19 protein-coding genes are annotated in these 21,211 nt (G+C 36.1%); all 19 read left to right on the top strand.

Annotated features, from left to right (window positions below):
• The first annotated feature begins 60 nt into the window (after window positions 1-60).
• Window positions 61-228 carry a hypothetical protein gene (locus H8S01_RS08860; protein WP_186836939.1) on the top strand — a complete coding sequence of 56 codons (168 nt, stop codon included), beginning with the start codon at window positions 61-63 and terminating at the stop codon, window positions 226-228.
• Window positions 210-2,849, top strand: coding sequence for an alanine--tRNA ligase (alaS, locus tag H8S01_RS08855; protein WP_186836938.1), 2,640 nt, complete (start codon window positions 210-212; stop codon window positions 2,847-2,849). Before H8S01_RS08860 ends, alaS begins: the two co-directional genes overlap by 19 nt.
• A gap of 135 nt (window positions 2,850-2,984) precedes the next feature.
• A complete protein-coding gene (rpsU, locus tag H8S01_RS08850) occupies window positions 2,985-3,161 on the top strand; it encodes a 30S ribosomal protein S21 (protein WP_005539624.1) in 177 nt (58 codons plus the stop codon).
• Window positions 3,162-3,327: 166 nt separating this feature from the next.
• The gene (locus H8S01_RS08845; RefSeq protein WP_186836937.1) at window positions 3,328-3,603 is read left to right on the top strand and encodes a YabP/YqfC family sporulation protein; all 276 of its coding nucleotides are present in this window, start codon (window positions 3,328-3,330) and stop codon (window positions 3,601-3,603) included.
• Between the two features lie 14 nt (window positions 3,604-3,617).
• Complete coding sequence (locus H8S01_RS08840; RefSeq protein ID WP_186836936.1) at window positions 3,618-4,865, top strand: sporulation protein YqfD; 1,248 nt, start codon at window positions 3,618-3,620, stop codon at window positions 4,863-4,865.
• Window positions 4,865-5,914 (top strand): PhoH family protein, encoded by a 1,050-nt coding sequence (locus tag H8S01_RS08835; RefSeq protein WP_021865481.1) that lies wholly within the window; start codon window positions 4,865-4,867, stop codon window positions 5,912-5,914. The genes H8S01_RS08840 and H8S01_RS08835 overlap by 1 nt, the downstream gene beginning before the upstream one ends.
• Entirely contained in the window at window positions 5,904-6,413 is a 510-nt protein-coding gene (gene ybeY / locus H8S01_RS08830; protein ID WP_186836935.1) for an rRNA maturation RNase YbeY, read from the top strand. Before H8S01_RS08835 ends, ybeY begins: the two co-directional genes overlap by 11 nt.
• 25 nt (window positions 6,414-6,438) lie before the next feature.
• Window positions 6,439-7,542, top strand: coding sequence for a DUF3048 domain-containing protein (locus H8S01_RS08825; protein WP_186836934.1), 1,104 nt, complete (start codon window positions 6,439-6,441; stop codon window positions 7,540-7,542).
• Window positions 7,543-7,546: 4 nt separating this feature from the next.
• Window positions 7,547-7,954, top strand: coding sequence for a cytidine deaminase (locus H8S01_RS08820; RefSeq protein WP_243204302.1), 408 nt, complete (start codon window positions 7,547-7,549; stop codon window positions 7,952-7,954).
• Between the two features lie 63 nt (window positions 7,955-8,017).
• Window positions 8,018-8,380, top strand: a complete 363-nt coding sequence (locus H8S01_RS08815; protein ID WP_186836933.1) for a hypothetical protein — start codon at window positions 8,018-8,020, stop codon at window positions 8,378-8,380.
• A gap of 43 nt (window positions 8,381-8,423) precedes the next feature.
• The gene (locus H8S01_RS08810) at window positions 8,424-9,683 is read left to right on the top strand and encodes an NAD(P)/FAD-dependent oxidoreductase (protein ID WP_330605557.1); all 1,260 of its coding nucleotides are present in this window, start codon (window positions 8,424-8,426) and stop codon (window positions 9,681-9,683) included.
• Between the two features lie 2 nt (window positions 9,684-9,685).
• Window positions 9,686-11,374: an NAD(P)/FAD-dependent oxidoreductase gene (locus tag H8S01_RS08805; protein ID WP_207723039.1), complete on the top strand. Its 1,689-nt coding sequence runs from the start codon at window positions 9,686-9,688 to the stop codon at window positions 11,372-11,374.
• Between the two features lie 56 nt (window positions 11,375-11,430).
• Window positions 11,431-12,279 (top strand): glutamate 5-kinase, encoded by an 849-nt coding sequence (gene proB / locus H8S01_RS08800; RefSeq protein WP_021865473.1) that lies wholly within the window; start codon window positions 11,431-11,433, stop codon window positions 12,277-12,279.
• Between the two features lie 45 nt (window positions 12,280-12,324).
• The gene (locus tag H8S01_RS08795) at window positions 12,325-13,449 is read left to right on the top strand and encodes a hypothetical protein (protein WP_186836932.1); all 1,125 of its coding nucleotides are present in this window, start codon (window positions 12,325-12,327) and stop codon (window positions 13,447-13,449) included.
• A 25-nt stretch (window positions 13,450-13,474) separates the two neighbouring features.
• Window positions 13,475-14,023, top strand: a complete 549-nt coding sequence (locus tag H8S01_RS08790) for a 5-formyltetrahydrofolate cyclo-ligase (protein ID WP_186836931.1) — start codon at window positions 13,475-13,477, stop codon at window positions 14,021-14,023.
• A gap of 23 nt (window positions 14,024-14,046) precedes the next feature.
• Entirely contained in the window at window positions 14,047-15,294 is a 1,248-nt protein-coding gene (locus H8S01_RS08785; RefSeq protein WP_186836930.1) for a glutamate-5-semialdehyde dehydrogenase, read from the top strand.
• 43 nt (window positions 15,295-15,337) lie between these two features.
• Window positions 15,338-17,026, top strand: coding sequence for a GGDEF and EAL domain-containing protein (locus H8S01_RS08780; RefSeq protein ID WP_186836929.1), 1,689 nt, complete (start codon window positions 15,338-15,340; stop codon window positions 17,024-17,026).
• A 91-nt stretch (window positions 17,027-17,117) separates the two neighbouring features.
• On the top strand, window positions 17,118-18,545 hold the full coding sequence (gene miaB, locus H8S01_RS08775; protein WP_021865468.1) for a tRNA (N6-isopentenyl adenosine(37)-C2)-methylthiotransferase MiaB: 1,428 nt from the start codon (window positions 17,118-17,120) through the stop codon (window positions 18,543-18,545).
• Window positions 18,545-21,199, top strand: coding sequence for a DNA mismatch repair protein MutS (gene mutS, locus H8S01_RS08770; RefSeq protein ID WP_186836928.1), 2,655 nt, complete (start codon window positions 18,545-18,547; stop codon window positions 21,197-21,199). The genes miaB and mutS overlap by 1 nt, the downstream gene beginning before the upstream one ends.
• Window positions 21,200-21,211: the final 12 nt, after the last annotated feature.

Here is a 21,211-nt window from a genome sequence, read left to right as displayed (position 1 = left end):
TTTTGTGATAATATATAACAATGTGATTGCATAGTAAATGTATGCAGAATTGGAGGCAATATGGTTGGTTTGGTAAGTATTTTGGCCGGAGAGATTTTATATGAGAGCATAAAATTTGTAATTATGCTTGGTTTATTAGTTGCCGCAGTATTTATTGGCGGCACACTTAGAAAGAAAAAAGATGCTAAAAAAGCCAGGAGGGAAGAAGAGTGCAATACAGAGGCGTAAACGAGTTAAGAAAGTTATTTTTGGATTTCTTTGAAAGCAAAGGACATCTCAAGATGAAGAGCTTTTCGCTCGTTCCACATAACGATAACAGTTTATTAATTATTAATTCAGGTATGGCACCATTAAAGCCGTATTTTACAGGACAGGAGATTCCGCCAAGACGCAGGGTTACAACATGTCAGAAGTGTATCCGTACAGGTGATATCGAAAACGTAGGAAAGACAGCAAGACATGGTACATTTTTCGAGATGCTTGGTAACTTCTCATTCGGTGACTACTTCAAGAGAGAAGCAATTCACTGGTCATGGGAATTCCTTACAGAGGTTGTTGGACTTGATGCCAACAGACTTTATCCATCTATTTATGTAGATGATGATGAGGCATTTGATATATGGAATAAAGAGATTGGGATTGCACCTGAAAGAATTTTCAGATTTGGCAAAGAAGATAATTTCTGGGAACATGGTGCTGGTCCATGTGGTCCATGTTCAGAGATTTATTATGACAGAGGCGAAAAGTACGGATGCGGCAAGCCGGGCTGTACAGTAGGCTGTGACTGCGACAGATATATGGAAGTATGGAACAATGTATTTTCACAGTTTAATAATGATGGCAAGGGTAATTATTCTGACCTTATCCAGAAGAATATCGATACAGGTATGGGACTTGAACGTCTTGCGGTTGTAGTTCAGGATGTTGATTCAATATTTGATGTTGATACATTACAGGCACTCCGTGACAAGGTCTGTGAGATGGCAGGCGTTAAGTACAAAGATGATGAGAAGCAGGATGTTTCTATCCGTGTTATCACAGACCATATCCGATCAGTTACATTTATGGTAAGTGATGGTATTATGCCATCTAACGAAGGAAGAGGTTATGTTTTAAGAAGACTTCTCCGTCGTGCAGCAAGACATGGACGTATCTTAGGTATTGAAGGTAAGTTTCTGTCTAAGCTTTGTGAGACAGTAATCGAAGGTTCAAAGGATGGTTATCCTGAACTTGAAGAAAAGCGAGTATTCATTACCAAAGTTATTTCTGAAGAAGAAGAAAAGTTTAACAAGACAATTGACCAGGGATTAAGTATTCTTAATGATATGGAAGCAGAAGTATTAAAGAATGGCAGCAGCGTACTTGCCGGTGAAGATGCTTTTAAGCTTTATGATACTTATGGATTCCCACTTGATCTCACAAAAGAGATTCTCGAAGAAAAGAATATCACAATTGATGAAGAAGGCTTTACAAAAGCTATGAACGAACAGCGTGAAAAAGCCCGTAAAGCGAGAAAGACAACTAATTATATGGGAGCGGATGCTACTGTATATGATGATATTGACCCTGCAATTACAAGTAAGTTTGTCGGTTATGACAAGCTTGAAAATCATTCACATGTAACAGTTCTTACAACTGAAGAAGAAGTTGTTGAAGCTCTTTCTGAGGGTGATAAAGGAACAATTATAGTTGATGAGACAGTATTCTATGGCACAATGGGTGGTCAGGAAGGCGACTGTGGTACAATTACAGGCAGTGAAGGCGAATTTAAGGTAGAGACAACTATTCACCTTAAAGGCGGCAAAATCGGACATGTCGGTGTTATGACAAAAGGCATGATTAAGTCCGGCGACGAAGTCACATTAAAAGTTGATGGTGCATGGAGAGCTGACACAAGCAAGAACCACAGTGCAACACATCTTCTTCAGAGAGCACTTCGTGAAGTTCTTGGCAATCATGTTGAGCAGAAGGGTTCATTTGTTAATCCAGAGAGATTAAGATTTGACTTTACTCATTTCCAGAGCATGACAGCAGAAGAAATTGCAAAAGTTGAAGATATTGTAAATGATAAGATTTCAGAAGCAATTCCTGTAATCACACAGGTTATGACTATTGAAGAAGCCAAGAATACAGGAGCTATGGCTCTCTTTGGTGAAAAATACGGTGATAAAGTACGAGTTGTATCAATGGGAGAATTTTCTAAAGAATTCTGTGGTGGTACACATGTTGCAAATACAGCCAATATCAGACTTTTCAAGATTATTTCTGAATCTGGTGTAGCTGCCGGTGTAAGAAGAATCGAAGCTCTTACAGACAAAGGAGTTATGAAGTATTTTGCATCACTTGAAAAAGAATTAAATGAAGCCGCTGTTGCTGCAAAAACAGAGCGTCCACAGCTTATCAGAAGAATTAATGCAATGAACGAAGAAATCAAAGCTCTTTCAAGTGAAAATGACAAACTCAAGGCACAGATTGCTAATAATGCACTTGGTGATGTCTCTAATGATGTCAAAGAAGTAAAAGGCGTTAAATATATTGCAGCCAAAGTTGATAACGTAGATATGAACGAATTAAGAAACTTAGGTGATAAGCTTAAAGGTGAAATTGGTTCAGGTGTTGTACTTATTGTCAGTGCCCAGGGTGATAAGGTTAATATGATTGCAATGGCAACAGACGATGTTATTGCAAAAGGTGCTCATGCAGGAAATCTTATCAAAGCTGTTGCATCAATCGTTGGCGGTGGCGGCGGTGGTCGTCCTAATATGGCACAGGCCGGCGGTAAAAATCCGGCAGGAATTGATGAATTACTTGCAAAAGTACCAGAAGTTCTTGAAGGACAGATTAAATAAAAAATTGTGCAAAAAATTCAATTTTATCATTGACGCAATGAGATTATGTGGTATAATGTTTATTGTGCGATTAGTAAATACCCTAATATGTATTGCACAGCACAATTTGCAACAGAAGGGTGGTCAGGAAGAGATATGTCAAATGTCATCGTTAAAGAGAACGAGTCTTTAGATAGTGCATTACGCAGATTCAAGAGAAACTGTGCTAAGGCAGGCATTCAGCAGGAAATTCGTAAAAGAGAACATTACGAAAAGCCAAGCGTAAGACGTAAGAAAAAGTCTGAAGCAGCTAGAAAACGTAAGTTCAACTAATATTAAATGACTTTTATTGAAGGTGAGCCTTTCGGGGCTCATCTTTTTTTATACAGATATACTGGCAAAAAAGATGCAGAGTCTGTAAATGAAGCCGCATCATGAATAAAAACCAGATGTCTGGCATATTAATTATAATAATACTGCCTGACGATGTGAGTAATTTATGAATAAAGCTGAAACTGCAAGGTCGCTTGGACTGCCAAAAGATGTTGTCTTTGGCATGCCTGTTATAAATATTACAGGAGATATGCAGGTTGTTGTACAGAACTTCAAATCAATAGTAAGCTATGAAACAACCGAAGTGAGACTGACTACAAAAAAAGGATGTGTTGGCATAAAAGGGAAGTGCCTTGAAATTGAATATCTGGATGATGACCAGATTCAGATAAAAGGGATAATATGTATTGTGGAATATGAAAATCATAACAGGCAAAAATAAAAGAGGCGTAGTTTATGGCTGGATTTAAATTTATTTATGGATGTGTAACGATACATGTTATGTCCGGCAGCAGAGAAAGATTTATTAATATGTGCCACCACAGAAAAATATGTCTTGAGCATGTTATTTCTGGCGATGAATATCTGGAGGCTGTGATATCTGCCAGAAACTTCAGGACGGCGTGTGAAATTGCAAAAAAAACAGGAAATAAAATACGCATAAAAAAGAAAAAAGGAATTCCATTTATAGCATTCAGGTATAGAAAGCATTACTCGTTTGTTGCTGGAGTTGTACTGTGCATGGCTTTTATATACATATGCAGTCTTTTCCTTTTCAACATTACATTTTCGGGTAACAGCAATCTTACAACGCCTGTTCTCACACGATATCTTGAAAGCATCGGTGTAAAAAACGGATGCAGAACTGCCTGTATTGACTGTAATGATATAGAAAAGAAAATGAGAGAGGATTTTGATGAGATTACATGGGTCGCAGCGGCAGTAAAAGGTAATCATCTTTATATTTCAATAAAAGAAAATGACAGCTTTGAGGGCGAAATAAAAAGCACAGAGATTCCCGAAAATATAATTGCGTCTGATGATGGAACAATAGAGTCAATAATAACAAGAAGCGGCACCCCGCTTGTAAAAAAAGGTGACAACGTTGAAAAAGGACAGGTGCTTGTTTCCGGTGTTGTAAATATATGTGACGATTCTGGTGAAGTTATAGCAAAAAGAGGCGTCACGGCAGATGCAGATGTATTAATAAAAACAGAAATGATTTACAGTGATGAGCTGTCTGAAAAATATGAAAATAAAGTATTTACAGGAAAAACAAGGGTGAATGCAGTAATAAGAGCCGGTAAATATATTATCAGTATAGGACCCGGAGCTGTTGGATTAAAGTTGTGCGATAAAAAAGAGGATTATACGACATTAAAGATTAATGACGACTTATATCTTCCGGTGTCAGTTGGAAAAATAACATATTATGAATATAAACCGGAAGAATATACATATAGTGATGAGGAAGCTTCTGCTGTATTAAATGGCAGACTTGCAAGATTATTGTCACAGTTGAATCAAAAGGGCGTGCAAATAGCTGATGAACGTGTTAAAATATTTAAAAATAATGATATTTATACATGTGAAGGTGCACTTATTCTTATTTCACCGCAGACAGTAAAAGAAAATGTTGCGGCAGATGAACTTGCAATGCCTGACAGTAAAATATCGAATGGAGAAAAGAAAGAGAGCAATTGATGAGTGTTATTGAAACAAATATAGAAATACCGGCTGATTACAGCGTTTCGGTTTTTGGACAGTTTGATGAATATGTAAAAAAGATTGAAAAGACATTAAAAGTTACAATAATAGCAAGAGATTCGCAGGTAAAAATTCTTGGAAGTGAATCCGGTGCCGGTCATGCACGAAAGGTACTGGCAAATCTTTTGGAACTTGCCAAACGGGGAAATACAATAACAGAACAAAATGTTGACTATGCACTTGCATTATGCATGGATGAGAAAGAAGATGCTGTATTAGAAATAGATGATGAACTTGTATGCAGAACAATAACAGGAAAGCCGATTAAGCCCAAAACACTTGGACAGAAGTATTATGTAGAACAGATAAGACAGAAAATGATTGTATTCGGACTTGGTCCTGCCGGAACAGGAAAGACATATCTTGCAATGGCAATGGCTATACAGGCATTTAAAAATAATGAAGTCGGAAGAATAATTCTTACACGTCCTGCAATAGAAGCCGGAGAAAAACTGGGATTTCTGCCCGGTGATCTCCAGAGTAAAGTTGACCCATATCTAAGGCCTTTATATGATGCACTCTATCAGATTATGGGAGCTGAAAGTTTTGCTGCAAATATGGAAAAAGGGCTGATTGAAGTAGCACCACTTGCATATATGCGAGGACGGACACTTGATAATGCTTTTATCATTCTTGATGAAGCACAAAATACTACTCCGGCACAGATGAAGATGTTTCTTACAAGAATAGGATTTGGTTCAAAAGTAATAGTTACAGGTGATTCGTCACAAAAAGACCTTCCGGCCGGAACTGTATCAGGACTTGATGTTGCAATTAAAGTATTATCAAAAGTTGATGATATAGGTTTTGTCAAACTTACGAATCAGGACGTAGTAAGGCATCCTCTTGTCCAAAAGATTGTAAAGGCATATGAAGATTATGAGAGCCGTCAGAACAGACGAACAAAAAGTCTGGTAAAAGACAAAGAGAGCGAAAATAAAAAAGAAAAAACAACAAAAAGAAGAGGAAGACAAAATGACAATTAATATAGAATACGAAACGGACAAAGAATTAAAGCTTGATTACGAGAATATTATAAACCGTGTTATAAACGAAGCTGTTGATTATGCAAAATGCCCATATGAAGCTGAAGTTAATGTTACACTTACAGACAATGATGAAATAAAAAAAATAAATGCTGAGTATAGGAATATTAACAATCCTACTGATGTATTATCATTTCCGATGCTTAATTTTGCATTACCCGGAGATTTTGACGGCATAAGTGATGAACTTGAAAATGACGTTGAAGATTATTTTAATCCTGATTCGGGTGAACTTATGCTTGGTGATATAGTTGTATCGGTAGAAAAGGTTGTTGAACAGGCAGAAAAATACGGACATTCACAGGAACGTGAACTTGCGTTTCTTGTTGCACACAGCATGATGCATCTTTTTGGCTATGACCATATGGAACCTGATGAGGCTGCTGTAATGGAGTCTAAACAAAGAGAAATACTTGATAATCTTGGAATTACAAGATGAATAATATCTGGGGAGGATGTAAATAGTGAAAAAAAGGCGTAAAAGAAGAACCGGAATCCAGTTTGTTATATTTTCACTTGTGGCAGCTGTTTCAATATTGACAGTAATTCTTGTTATGGGAAAGCTTACAAGAAAAAAAGTAAATATAGATAATTCTGTAATAATTACACAAAAAGATACGCCTGCTGACATGACAGAGACAAAAGATACACATGAAGGAATGGTAAGAAGCCTTTTGAGCGGTCAATGGATATCAAAAGAAGATTATCAGAATGTTCCTTATGCGGTAATGTACAGTAATATATATGATGCCATGCCTCAGTCTGATATCGGACAGGCAGATGTTGTTTTTGAATCACCGGTTGAGGGCGGCATTACACGTATGTGTTGTCTTTTTGAAAATAAAACAGACCTTGAAAAAATAGGACCTGTACGAAGCTGCCGTACATATTTTCTTCTGTTTGCCAAAGAATTTGAAGCTGTTTATGTCCATTTCGGGTATTCCGAATATGCAGCCGGCTATCTTCAGAGAGCATCATTTCATTCGCTTGATGGAATGAATTACTGTAATTTTTACAGAAGCAGCGACAGAGTTGCACCGCATAATGCATACACAAGCTGGGATGGAATAACTGAAAGTGCTGAGTATAAAGGATATGAGCTTACATATCCCGACGGATTTGTTCCACCGTTTACATTTAATACAGATGATAGCAAAAAAATAGTGCCTGAAAATGGTGCTTCTTGTAAAAAACTTGACATGAATTATCCATATAATGACCCCTGGTTTGAATATGATGAAAAGACAGGGAAATATTTAAGATATCAGTTTGGTGCAGCACAGATAGACCGCGAGAGCGGTGAGCAGCTGAGTTTTGATAATATTCTTATAAAATATGTCACGCCTGCTTATTATGAAAACGGAACACCAAATTATAAAATATATGGTTCAGGAAAAGGATTGTTTGTATCTAATGGATATGCCAGTGAAGTCACATGGATAAAAGAAAGTGAGAGCGAAGGTGCAACGAAGTATTATTATGGTGACGGAACAGAAATTGTAATGAATCCAGGCAAAACATATGTTGCACTCGTTGAAAACACAAGTGAAGTCACAATAAAGGAGTAAGATGATGGATGAAATAAGTGATGAACAACTTATATCAATGGCAAAAGAAGCAGCAAAAAAAGCATATGTGCCATACTCACATTTTCATGTAGGTTCAGCTGTTTTATCAGAAGATAATTATGTATACACAGGCTGTAATATAGAAAATTCGTCATATGGTGCAACAAACTGTGCTGAGAGAACGGCAATTTTCAAATGTGTAAGCGACCAAAAAAACAGAATAAAAAAGATTGCAATTGCATCAGACAGCAATGAATTCACATGGCCGTGCGGAATATGCAGACAGGTTATGTCGGAATTTATGAACAGTGACGGAATTATAATCCTTGAAAATCATGGATTAATTAAAAAATTCAAGCTTGATGAGCTTTTACCGCACAGTTTTGGTGCATGTGATATCAAAACTGAATAATTGAATTGAAAAAGGCAATAATAACCACATGGAGGCAGCTTATATACAGGCTGATAAACATGTATGAAAAAAATATATGGTTATATTGTGGGAATTGTTGTCGGTTTGATAATAATAATCTGTTTTGTTATATTTATAACAGGTTATTATAAAACGAAACATAATAAAAATAACATTAATCCGGAAAATTATACACAGACAACTGACAGTACGTATCCGGCAGATGAAGATATTAATGAAAGTTTTTATCTTGTCTATGAAGACGGAAAAGTTGTCATATATAAAGAATCGGACAGAACATTCTATGATTATGCCGATATTAATATGAATTCAATTCCGGCAGAAATACGTGAACAGTTAAAACTGGGACTTTATATTGATGGTGAAGAAAATCTTTATAATTTTTTACAGGCTTACAGTTCATAAAATACCTGTTGGAATGTTTATAAAAATACTTATGGAGGAAAATGTGAGATCTTACAGATATGACTGTGTTGTTATCGGTGGCGGTGCATCCGGAATGATGGCGGCTGTCACAGCAGCACAAAATGGAGCAAAAACAGCCATAATAGAACATACAAAAAGACTTGGAAGCAAGATTTTATCTACAGGTAATGGCAAATGCAATTTTACAAATCACAAGATGGATGCAACATGTTTCCAGAATGAAGATAAGGATTTTGTTATGAATGTCATTAATAAGTTTAATGAAAAAGAGGTCATCGGATTTTTCAGGCAGCTTGGCATTTATTCAAAAGAAAAAAACGGTTATGTATACCCACATTCTGAAACTGCAGCTTCAGTCTGTGATGCTTTATGCATGGAAATAAAAAGACTGGGAATAGAAATTTTTCTTGAATGTAATATAGAGAGCATATATAAAAAAGAGGATTTTTTAATTGATTGTTATGATAATAATGAAAACAGGCGTGTAAATACAAAATCAGTCATTCTGGCTGCCGGCTCAAATGCATTACCTGTTTCGGGTTCTGACGGAAGTGGATATAAAATTGCATTAGATATGGGATGCAGTGTTAAAAGACCTCTTCCGGCACTTGTACAGTTGAAAAGTGACAATAAATTCTGCAAAATAATGGCTGGCGTAAGAAGCACCGGAACTGTAAAAATATATATTGACGGCGAAGAAATTTCGCGTGATACAGGAGAGATACAGTATACTGATTACGGTATTTCCGGAATTCCTGTGTTTCAGGTGAGCCGTTTTGCAGTCAGGGGCGTTTTTGAAAAGAAAAAAGTAACTGCTGCCATAGATATGATTAGCGATATTGAATATGATGATATTGCAAGTGACATAGAAATGCGGATAAAACGCGAACCGCAAAAGACAATTGAGCAGTTTTTTGCTGGAATTGTAAATAAAAAGCTTGTGTCTGCGGCAGCAAAAAGCGTAAATGCAGATATTAATATGTCTGTTAGTGAAGCTGGAAAAGAAATGTGTTTTCTGATTGTAAAGCAGTTAAAAAACTACATTTTTAATATAACGGGATATAAAGGATTTGAAAATGCCCAGGTATGTCAAGGCGGTATTGAACTTTCACAGATAAATCCTGATACAATGGAGTCTCTTAACACAAAAGGACTTTATTTTGCCGGTGAAATTGTTGATGTTGACGGAAAATGCGGCGGATACAATCTGCAATGGGCATTCAGCAGCGGACATCTTGCCGGGCTTATGAGCAGCCGGAGTAAAAATATAGAACGGAGATAATTATGAAAAACGTGATACGTGTAAGCCAGCTGAAATTAAAGCCGGATGAATCCGAAAAAAAGCTTAAAAATATGATTATACATACATTAAAGCTTCCTGCAGATGCACAGATTGAATGGAAAATATTTAAAAAATCGCTTGATGCAAGACATAAACCTGATATTTATTATGTATACAGTGTTGATGTATACAATGTTATAATATCCGGAAAAAATATTGCTTTAAATGACATTATTGAAGGAAAAATCACTAAAAAACAAAAGCATAAAATGCAGATAAAAAATGCTTCAATGGCATGTATTAATGAGTTTGATTTTCCGGCTAAAGACGTTAATTACAGCCTTGATTCACATAAAAGACCTGTAATTGCAGGATTCGGACCTGCAGGAATATTTGCCGCACTGAAACTTGCCGAAGCAGGACTTAAACCAATTGTAATCGAACGTGGAGAGCCTGTGGATGAAAGAAGAAAAACTGTAGAAAATTTCTGGAATACAGGTGAACTTGACACAGAATCAAATGTGCAGTTTGGCGAAGGCGGTGCAGGTACATTTTCTGATGGAAAACTAAATACAATGATAAAAGATACAAGCGGCAGAATCAGATGCATGCTTGAAACTTTCGTTGAATTCGGGGCTGACCCATCAATATTATACATAAATAAACCGCACATTGGAACTGATGTACTTGGAAATGTTGTATCTTCAATAAGAAAACATATTATTGAACTTGGCGGTGAAATAAGGTTCAACTGCAAAATTACTGATATTTTAACAATTGAAAAGAATTCATACAGAGCAATCTCCGGTATTAAAATCAAAAATGTAAAAAATGGTGAAGAATATGAACTTGCATGTGACAATCTGTGTCTTGCAATAGGACACAGTGCAAGAGATACATTCGAGATGCTTGAAAAAAGAAATATAAATATGACAGCAAAGTCATTTGCTGTCGGTTTAAGACTTGAACACCCACAGTCATTTATTAATTATAATGCTTATGGTGATTCTGCATACAAGATGCCTGCGGCAGATTATAAAGTTACATACCAGACAGAAGCGGGCAGAGGCGTTTATTCATTCTGCATGTGCCCCGGAGGTTATGTTGTCAATGCCTCTTCTGAAAAAAATATGCTTGCCGTCAATGGAATGAGCTATTCAGGACGAAATTCAGGCAATGCAAACAGTGCAATAATTGTCACGGTAACACCTGATGATTATGGAAATAATGGTGCATTGGCAGGAATGTATTATCAGCGAGAGCTTGAAAAGCTTGCATACAGATACGGTGATGGTAATGTTCCTGTCCAGCTGCTTGAAGACTTCAGACAGGACAGAATTTCAACCGGATTTGGCATTGTAACACCGAACATTAAAGGCAGTTACAGCTTTGCCAATTTAAGAAATGTCTTAGGCACAACAATAAGTGATTCAATAAGTGAAGGCGTTAAAGGCTTTGCAAAACACATCAAAGGTTTTGATATGGAAGATGCTGTGTTTTCAGGTGTTGAGAGCAGAACATCAAGTCCGGTAAGAATTATAAGAAACGAAAACTGTGAATCAGATATTAAGGGCCTGTTTCCATGTGGCGAAGGTGCAGGATACGCAGGAGGCATTACATCTGCTGCAGTTGATGGAATGAAAGTTGCGGAAAGGATTGCATCGGAATATATAAAAAAGGTGACAATCTGAGCAAAATAGTGTAAAATAGTACAGAAATATTTTAAATTGGAAAAAGGACAGCTTATATGTGTAACGGAAGAGATTTTCTTAAAGATAAAAAAAGAATAGTTGTAAAGATTGGTTCATCATCACTTATGCACAGCGAGACAGGAAAACTTGATTTGTTAAAAATTGAGCGTCTTGTAAGAGCATTAGTAGATATTAAAAATTCCGGAAAAGAAGTAATACTTGTTTCATCAGGTGCAATTGCAGTTGGAAAAACAGCCATAGGGCTTCACGAAAGACCTGACGAGCTTCCTGTAAAGCAGGCGTGTGCAGCTATAGGACAGGCCAAACTTATGATGGTATACCAGAAACTTTTTGCAGAATACGGAACAATTGCAGCACAGGTACTTCTTACTAAATATACAATGCTTAATCCAGTTACACGTACTAATGCAGAAAATACATTTAAAGAACTTTTACATATAGGAGCAATTCCTGTTGTAAATGAAAATGATACTGTATCAACATATGAGATTGAACAGGTTCAGAGTTTCGGAGATAATGATAAGCTCTCGGCTTTAGTTGCTTCGATAACAGAGGCAGATTTACTTATTCTTTTATCTGATATAGATGGTCTTTATACAGACGACCCGAATAAGAATCCGGATGCCAAGTTCATTAATGTGGTAGATAAAATAGATGAGCAGCTTATGAATATGGGCAAAAATTCATCAGGAAGTTCAGTAGGAACAGGCGGTATGTCAGCCAAACTTGTTGCAGCACAGATTGCAACATATTCTGGCACAGACATGGTTATTACGAATGGAAATGATGTTACAAATATAAGCAGAATAATTAATGGTGAAAATACCGGAACATTATTCCTGCAACACGAATATAATGATTTTAATATACTTGAATTGATTTAAGAGGTTGAATACGTACAAATAGTTTTGGGGTTTAACGGAGGTTTTATGGACATTAAACTGGTCAAGAATTTTGAAGAGGGCATGTATATTCCTGTGAACAGGGAAATTCTCCTTCAGATAATTGACGATAACAGAAGACTTGAGCAATTCAACGGCAAACATATTTTCTTATTTAATCCGGCAAATAATGAGCGTTTTGAAATTCTTCCGGAAGTGCCAAAGTTCAATGTTACGAAGATTTATTACGGCTCTGAGGAAAGAGATTATTTTGTATTTACATCAGCAAAAATGATAAATGAACATGAAACACAGATTACATTTTACTGGTATCAGATTTCACTGCAGGAGACATTTATCATACATACACAGATTGTTCCTACAGACAGACTCAGAGAACCGGATTATCTCAAAGTCCTTGTACTGGCACAGGATTTTTGTGTTTTTGAGACAAAAAATGGTGAGTATGGCAACAAAGACAGCTATAGTTTTTTGCTTAAAGATGTAAAAAATAATAAAGAACTTGAATTCCAAAACGAAGAACTTGGTCGTTTTGGAATTGACAAGATTGTTCCATTAAGCGGAAATCTGTGCGGAATAAAAATAGGCAATAAAACCATAGGAGTAATAAATGTCAACCAGTTTGTATCTGATATGGTAATTGGACTTGAAAAGATTACTTATACAGACATTCTTGACAATGCAAGTGATACAATGCAGCTTGCACATATGCGTAAATATAACAATACTCTCTTGTATACAAAGAGAGATGTATCTGCAGACAGTGAAGAAGTTGTAATATATGATTATGATAACAAAGTCAAACGTGTACGGCTTAACAGCCGTATATCGGAGGCAGCAGACTTTAAGAATATATGCGTGATATCGGGGGTTCCTTATAATTTCCTTGAGAGTGATAAAGGAACACGTATAATCAACCTGAACACACAGAAAACAGAATATAAATTACCGGCAGATGTCTGCGTCGAATATGTTCAGGATGATATAATAGTTACAAGTGAACATGTCAAGAAGATGTCTATATTCAGGAAAGAAAATGATTTTGTGGAGGTATTCAGATTTCCGGATATGCATCATGCGATATATAAAACAAGAGACAAATTTAAAGGGTGCATAAAGCATTTTGATGATCTGCTTATATTTGTCGGGTAAAGTTGGAAGATTTTTGAGTGATAATATGACTAAACATGAAATACGCAAAGAAATAAAAGCAAAAAGAGCTATGCTTGGCGAAGCCTATATAAAGAATAATAGTGCAGCTATATTTAAAAAAATAAAGGAAATGCCAGAATTTAAAAAAAATCATGATATTCTTGTTTATGTAAGTTATAATAATGAAGTTGATACACATGATTTTATAAATGATTGCATTTCTTTGGATAAAAATGTATATGTACCAAAAGTTTATGGAAAAGACATGAAATTTATAAAAATAAATTCTTTTCACGATTTAACTCCTGGTGCATATGGAATACCAGAACCGGATGATGACGGTACAGTATGGGAAGACAGCGATGAAGCTTTTATGGTAATGCCCGGGATTGCTTTTGATTTATCACATCACAGAGCCGGGTACGGCGGCGGTTTTTATGACAGATTTCTTAAAGACCATAATAATATATTTACAGTGGCTGCCGCATTTGAAATGCAGATAACAAAAGAGTTTGAGACCGATGAATTTGATATATGCCCTGATATCATTGTGACACAGGACAGAGTTTTTTAGTTTAAGTGTTTTTGGAGGAAAAAATGGAATCATTAGATGTATTGGGAAAAAGAGCAAAAGCAGCGTCAAGACAGATGGCAAAGTTTAAAATCACAAAAAAGAACGAAGTTCTTGAAATGGTTGCAGATGAACTTATTAAAAAAGCTGATGAAATCAAAAAAGCTAATAAGGCAGATGTTGATGAAGCTGTTAAAAATGGCATGAAACCTGCACTTATTGACAGGCTTACACTCACAGATGCCAGAATCGAAGGAATGGCTGAAGGATTAAGACAGCTTGTTGCACTTGAAGATCCAGTCGGTGAGATTACTTCAATGAAACAGCGTCCTAATGGTCTTATGATAGGATATAAAAAGGTTCCGCTTGGTGTAATCGCAATAATATATGAGTCGCGGCCAAATGTCACAGTTGATGCTTTCGGACTGACATTTAAGTCAGGAAATGCAGTTATACTCCGTGGAGGAAGTGATTCCATTAACTCCAATATAAAACTTGTTGAGATAATAAGAGATACACTTATCAGAGCCGGCGTATGCGAAGATGCTGTTATATTAATTTCTGATACAGACAGAAAATATGTAAATGAACTTATGAAGATGAATGAATATGTAGATGTAATCATTCCAAGAGGCGGTGCCGGTCTTATAAAAAATGTAGTAAATAACAGTACAGTTCCGGTAATTGAAACAGGAACAGGAAACTGCCATATTTATGTCCATGAAGATGCAGATTTTAAAATGGCATGCGATATAATTTATAATGCAAAGACACAGCGGATTGGTGTGTGTAATGCGTGTGAATCTCTTGTTGTGAATAAAAAAATAGCAAAAGAATTTATTCCACTTGTCGTTGACCGTCTCAAAGAAAAAAATGTAGAAGTACGAGGAGATGAAACAGCATGTGAAGCTGATTCACGCATTGTTCCTGCAACACAGCAAGACTGGGGAACAGAATATCTTGATTATATTATATCACTGAAAACAGTTGATACGATTGACGAAGCTATAGAACATATTAATAAATATAATACAGGGCATTCAGAATCAATTATAACAAATGATTATATTGCATCTAGAAAATTTCTTGATGAGATTGATGCAGCCGCAGTTTATGTAAATGCATCTACAAGATTTACAGATGGATTTGAATTTGGCTTTGGTGCAGAAATAGGTATAAGCACACAGAAAATCCATGCAAGGGGACCTATGGGGCTGTCAGCTCTTACGACAGGCAAGTATGTAATACTAGGTAACGGCCAGGTCAGAAAATAATAATTGCACAAATGTCAGTATAAGATGTGAAATGGGGCATAAGATGAATTGGAACAATGAGAACGTATCGCGTGTTTTAAATTACGAAAATTTGATTAATATTTTAGATGAATGTACGTCAGGATGTATTTATGTATATGATTTAACAAATGATTATTATACGATAAGCCATAAAGCTTTGGACATATTTGCTCTTGACAGTGTGTCATTTGATAATGCAGCTGAGAAACTTAATGAAGTAATATATCCGGATGATATAGAAATGCTGGCTAATGACATTAATCGTATTAAACAAAACAAATCAGGAAGACATGACCTTGAATACAGATGGTACAACAAAGAAAAAAAGCCTGTATGGATTAACTGCCGTGGTGAGGCTGTATATGATAAAGAAAATGATGTACTTTATCTTGTAGGTGCAATTGAAGAAATTGGCAGCATAAGAAAGTATGATAATACAACTAATCTTTACAGTGAAAGCATGCTTGAAAAAAATTATTTTATGATGGACAATAATTCTGAAATAAAACGCGGTTACATGCTCCTTATCGGTGTAGATAATTTTAAGGCAGTCAATGAAAAATATGGAGTTAAAACAGGTGATGAAGTTCTTGCTGATATAGCAGGATGTATAATTCAGTGTGTAGGTGATACGAAGTCCGTGTACCGTCTTTCAGGGGACGAATTTGCAATTCTTATGACAAGACAGGGTACTGATGAAGAAATCGTCGATAAAGCAAAGCTGCTTTATAAATACATAAGAGTACGTGTTGACAATATGATAAAAGAGCGTAATTACAACATTTTTTATACAATCTCCGGCGGTGCAGATATATTTGAATCGGGACGTGATTCATTTGACAGTGTAATCCAGAATGCACGTTTTGCATTACATGAAGCAAAACTCAAAGGCAGGAATACATTTGTTGCATATTCAAAAGAACAGTATGAGACCTATATTCATAAAATGGATATTCAGGAACATTTAAGAAGCAGTATTATAAATGGATTTAATGGCTTTGAAGTATATTATCAGCCAATATTCAATACTTCATGCAATGCTATAAAAGGTGCCGAGGCACTTATAAGATGGAACAGCGAAAAATACGGTTTTATGTCACCGGTTGATTTTATTCCGCTTCTTGAGGAAAGTTCACTTATTATTCCGCTTGGAAAATGGATTATAACCCAGGCTGTGCAGCAGTGTAAAAAATGGTGCGGAATAATTCCGGATTTCACAGTCAATATCAATCTTTCATTTGTACAGGTTATAAAAAGTGATATTGTAGGTGATGCAATGGAATGTATCACTCAGGAAGATATAAGCCACAAAAATATTGTTTTTGAAGTTACTGAAAGCGGTGAGCTTGAAAACAATCCTATGGTGCGTAATGTTCTGCGTTCATTTGAACTTCTCGGCTTCAAACTTGCGATTGATGATTTCGGCACAGGATATTCTAATCTTCGATATATACGTGATATGACATTTGGCATAATAAAAATTGACAGAATGTTTGTCCAGAATATAGACAGTAATACAGAAAATTATTCGCTGGTAGAATATGTTATCGATATGGCACACAAGCTTGGAATAAAAGTGTGCGTGGAGGGTGTCGAGACCGCCGAAGAACTTGAGTGCGTTAAATCACTTGGTGCCGACTGCATACAGGGATATTATTATGGAAAACCGATGCCGGCAGATGAATTTGAATCAAAATTCATCAGAAATTAACATGTTTCTTGATAACATGTTTCTTGACACAATTTTGTATGTTAATGTACAATCTAATACCGGAAAAGGATAAGAAAGAGGAAAACAATAAATGAGTAATATAAGCATAAATAATGCAATACCCGAAAATGCACTTGAAAGACAGCTGTATTTTATAGAAAAATGTAAAGAACATGTTGCACAGTTAAAGAAAGAACTTAACAGACCGCTTCTTTGCTGCACACAGACATTTGGATGCCAGATGAATGCAAGAGATTCCGAAAAACTTCTGGGAATCCTTGAAGAAATCGGATATACTCCAACAGATTCAGAAGAGGCCGATATTGTTGTATACAATACATGTACAGTACGTGAAAATGCAAATTTACGTGTATATGGAAGACTCGGCCAGTTAAGTAAAATAAAAGAAAAGAATCCACATATGGTTATTGCACTCTGCGGATGCATGATGCAGGAGCCGGATGTTGTAGAAAAAATCAGAAAATCATATAAATTCGTTGACGTTATATTTGGTACATTTAATATATTTAAAATAGCAGAACTTCTCTATACACACTGGCAGCAGGCAGGTCAGATAATTGACATCTGGGACAGCACAAAAGATGTTGTGGAAGAACTTCCTACACAAAGAAAATTCCCGTTCAAATCAGGTGTTAACATTATGTATGGCTGCAATAATTTTTGCAGCTATTGTATAGTTCCTTATGTGCGTGGACGCGAAAAAAGCCGTGAACCTAAAGAGATTGTACGTGAAATCGAACGTCTCGTTGACGATGGTGTAAAAGAAGTCATGCTTCTTGGACAGAATGTTAATTCATATGGAAATACATTTGAAGAACCATTTTCATTTGCACAACTTTTAAGAGAAATAGAAAAAATTGACGGGCTTGAGCGAATCAGATTTATGACACCTCATCCAAAAGATTTTTCGGATGACCTCATTGAAGTTATGAGAACATCAAAGAAAGTCTGCAATCATATCCATCTTCCTCTCCAGTCAGGAAGCAGCCGCATTCTGAAGCTTATGAACAGAAAATATACAAAGGAACATTACCTCGAACTTGTAGATAAGATAAGAGACAGACTTCCTGATGTGTCAATAACAACAGATATTATTGTCGGATTTCCCGGTGAGACGGAAGAAGATTTTGAAGATACACTTGATGTAGTAAGAAAAGTTAAATATGACAGTGCATATACTTTTATATATTCAAAGAGAACAGGAACTCCTGCTGCCAAAATGGAAAACCAGGTACCTGAAGATGTTGTAAAAGACAGATTTAACAGGCTTCTTGCAACAATTAATGAAGTTTCACATACAATCAGTGCAAGATATGAGGGACAGAGTGCAAAAGCTCTCGTTGAGTGTATTAACGACCATGATTCAAGCCTTGTTACAGGACGTCTCACTAATAATATGCTTGTACATTTTCCGGGCGATGAATCACTTATCGGCAATATAGTTGATGTAAAACTTACAGAATGTAAGGGATTTTATTATATGGGAGAAATGTTGTAATGGCTGAATATTCACCAATGATGCAGCATTATCTTGCGACAAAAAAACAATATAATGACTGTATATTATTTTACAGACTTGGCGATTTCTATGAAATGTTCTTTGATGATGCAATAACTGTATCCAAAGAACTTGAACTTACACTTACAGGAAAAGACTGCGGACAGGAGGAACGTGCACCTATGTGTGGCGTTCCTTTCCATGCTGCCGAGACATATATCAACCGCCTTGTATCTAACGGACACAAAGTTGCAATATGTGAACAGATGGAAGACCCGAAGCTTGCAAAAGGCATTGTAAAACGTGAAGTAATAAAAGTTGTAACTCCGGGAACCAATCTTAATGCACAGGCTTTGGATGAAACAAAAAACAATTATCTTTTCTGTATATATTATCAAGGAGATGTTATAGGTGTTTCGATATGTGATTTCTCAACAGGTGATTATTTTGTTACAGAATTAAAATCGGAAAATGAGCTTATTGATGAGATAAATAAATTTGTTCCGTCCGAAATAATTGTAAATGAATACTTTGCCATGAGTGGTATTGATTTAACAGCTGTAAATGAAAAACTGAATATTTCAATGTCAACACTTGAAAACTGGTATTTCGATGAGGACAGTTCAATCAAAAAGCTCTTATCTCATTTTAAAATATCAGCACTTGACGGTCTTGGTGTAAAAGATTATCCGACAGGTATCATTGCTGCAGGTGCTCTTCTTACATATCTTTATGAGACACAAAAAAGCGATATGTCACATATTATCACGCTCACTCCTTATACAACAGGAAAATATATGCTTATTGACAGTTCATCGCGTAGAAATCTTGAACTTGTAGAGACACTCCGTGAAAAACAGAAACGAGGCTCATTAATCTGGGTTCTTGATAAGACAAAGACTGCTATGGGTGCAAGAGCACTCCGGTCTATGATTGAGCAGCCTCTTATTAATAAAGATGAAATAATAAACAGACAGAATGTTGTTGAAGAACTTTGCAATAACCAGATTGACAGGGAAGAATTACGTGAATATATGAATCCTATTTACGATCTGGAGCGTCTTATGACAAAGATAAGCTGCAAGTCGGCAAATCCAAGAGATTTGATTGCATTCCGTAATTCACTTGAAATGCTTCCGTATATAAAACAAATTATCGGTAATTTCAAATCGAATTTATTTAAAAAATATTATGAAGATATGGATGATTTAAGGGATATCTATAATCTTATTCTTTCAGCTATTGTTGAAGAACCTCCTATATCAATGCGTGAAGGCGGAATGATTAAAGATGGATTTTCAGCGGAAGCTGATGAATTGCGAAGAGCAAAGACAGAAGGAAAAGAATGGCTTGCACAGCTTGAAGAACGCGAGCGTAACAATACAGGAATCAAGAATCTGAAAGTTAAATATAACAAAGTGTTCGGTTACTATCTTGAAGTAACAAATTCATTCAAATCAATGGTTCCGGACAGCTGGGTTAGAAAACAGACACTTACTAATTCCGAGCGTTATACAACAGACGAGTTAAAACATCTTGAAGATGTTATTCTTGGTGCCGAAGACAAGCTTAATAGTCTTGAATACGATTTATTCAGCCAGGTGAGGGAACACATTGCAACGCAGGTTGTAAGAATCCAGTCAACTGCAAAAGCAATTGCAATGATAGATGTATTTGCATCACTTTCAGTTGTGGCAATGCAGAATAATTATGTCAAGCCAAAAATCAATGAAAAAGGTGTTATTGACATAAAAGGCGGCAGACATCCTGTTGTTGAAAAAATGATGAATAATGATATGTTTATCGCCAATGATACTTATCTTGATAATGCATCAGACCGAGTTTCAATTATAACGGGTCCCAATATGGCCGGTAAATCAACATATATGAGACAGACTGCACTTATTGTCCTTCTTGCACAGACCGGTTCATTTGTTCCGGCTGACAGTGCCAATATATGTATTGTAGACAGAATATTTACAAGAGTAGGTGCATCTGATGATCTTGCTTCGGGACAGTCAACATTTATGGTTGAGATGACGGAAGTTGCCAATATTCTAAGAAATGCAACACCTAAGAGTCTTCTTATTCTTGATGAAATAGGAAGAGGTACAAGTACATTTGACGGTTTAAGCATAGCATGGGCTGTGGTTGAGCATATCGCAAATACGAAGCTTTTAGGTGCAAAAACACTTTTTGCCACACATTACCATGAACTTACCGAACTTGAAGGAACGCTTGATGGTGTAAATAATTACTGTATAGCTGTAAAAGAAAAAGGCGATGATATAGTATTTTTACGTAAAATCATAAAAGGCGGTGCTGATAAGAGTTACGGAATTCAGGTTGCAAAGCTTGCCGGAGTGCCTGATGTTGTAATTGAGCGTGCAAAAGAGCTTGTTACGGAATTAAGCGATGCTGATATTTCACAGAAAGCAAAAGATATTGCACAATATTCCCAAAAGCTTGATAAGCTGAATAAAGAATACCGGAAAGTAGATGAACTTGAAGTAAAGCAGATGTCACTTTTTGATACGGTAAGTGATAATGACATAGTTGCAGATATAAAAAATCTTGATATAGGACACATGACACCAATTGATGCACTTAATACATTATACAAGCTTCAGGAAAAAATAAATAACCGCTGGTAAATTGCAGAAAGA

This window comes from Lachnospira hominis (ex Liu et al. 2021), assembly GCF_014287955.1.
Lineage (GTDB): Bacteria > Bacillota > Clostridia > Lachnospirales > Lachnospiraceae > Lachnospira > Lachnospira hominis.
This window is presented reverse-complemented; position numbering and strand designations above follow the sequence as displayed.

Excerpts from the sequence above, each read along its gene's own strand:
- H8S01_RS08860 (WP_186836939.1), top strand. The coding sequence starts at position 61 with ATGGTTGGTTTGGTAAGTATTTTGGCCGGAGAGATTTTATATGAGAGC.
- rpsU (WP_005539624.1), top strand. The coding sequence starts at position 2,985 with ATGTCAAATGTCATCGTTAAAGAGAACGAGTCTTTAGATAGTGCATTA.
- H8S01_RS08845 (WP_186836937.1), top strand. The coding sequence starts at position 3,328 with ATGAATAAAGCTGAAACTGCAAGGTCGCTTGGACTGCCAAAAGATGTT.
- H8S01_RS08840 (WP_186836936.1), top strand. The coding sequence starts at position 3,618 with ATGGCTGGATTTAAATTTATTTATGGATGTGTAACGATACATGTTATG.
- H8S01_RS08835 (WP_021865481.1), top strand. The coding sequence starts at position 4,865 with ATGAGTGTTATTGAAACAAATATAGAAATACCGGCTGATTACAGCGTT.
- ybeY (WP_186836935.1), top strand. The coding sequence starts at position 5,904 with ATGACAATTAATATAGAATACGAAACGGACAAAGAATTAAAGCTTGAT.
- H8S01_RS08820 (WP_243204302.1), top strand. The coding sequence starts at position 7,547 with ATGGATGAAATAAGTGATGAACAACTTATATCAATGGCAAAAGAAGCA.
- H8S01_RS08815 (WP_186836933.1), top strand. The coding sequence starts at position 8,018 with ATGAAAAAAATATATGGTTATATTGTGGGAATTGTTGTCGGTTTGATA.
- H8S01_RS08805 (WP_207723039.1), top strand. The coding sequence starts at position 9,686 with ATGAAAAACGTGATACGTGTAAGCCAGCTGAAATTAAAGCCGGATGAA.
- proB (WP_021865473.1), top strand. The coding sequence starts at position 11,431 with ATGTGTAACGGAAGAGATTTTCTTAAAGATAAAAAAAGAATAGTTGTA.
- H8S01_RS08795 (WP_186836932.1), top strand. The coding sequence starts at position 12,325 with ATGGACATTAAACTGGTCAAGAATTTTGAAGAGGGCATGTATATTCCT.
- H8S01_RS08790 (WP_186836931.1), top strand. The coding sequence starts at position 13,475 with ATGACTAAACATGAAATACGCAAAGAAATAAAAGCAAAAAGAGCTATG.
- H8S01_RS08785 (WP_186836930.1), top strand. The coding sequence starts at position 14,047 with ATGGAATCATTAGATGTATTGGGAAAAAGAGCAAAAGCAGCGTCAAGA.
- H8S01_RS08780 (WP_186836929.1), top strand. The coding sequence starts at position 15,338 with ATGAATTGGAACAATGAGAACGTATCGCGTGTTTTAAATTACGAAAAT.
- miaB (WP_021865468.1), top strand. The coding sequence starts at position 17,118 with ATGAGTAATATAAGCATAAATAATGCAATACCCGAAAATGCACTTGAA.
- mutS (WP_186836928.1), top strand. The coding sequence starts at position 18,545 with ATGGCTGAATATTCACCAATGATGCAGCATTATCTTGCGACAAAAAAA.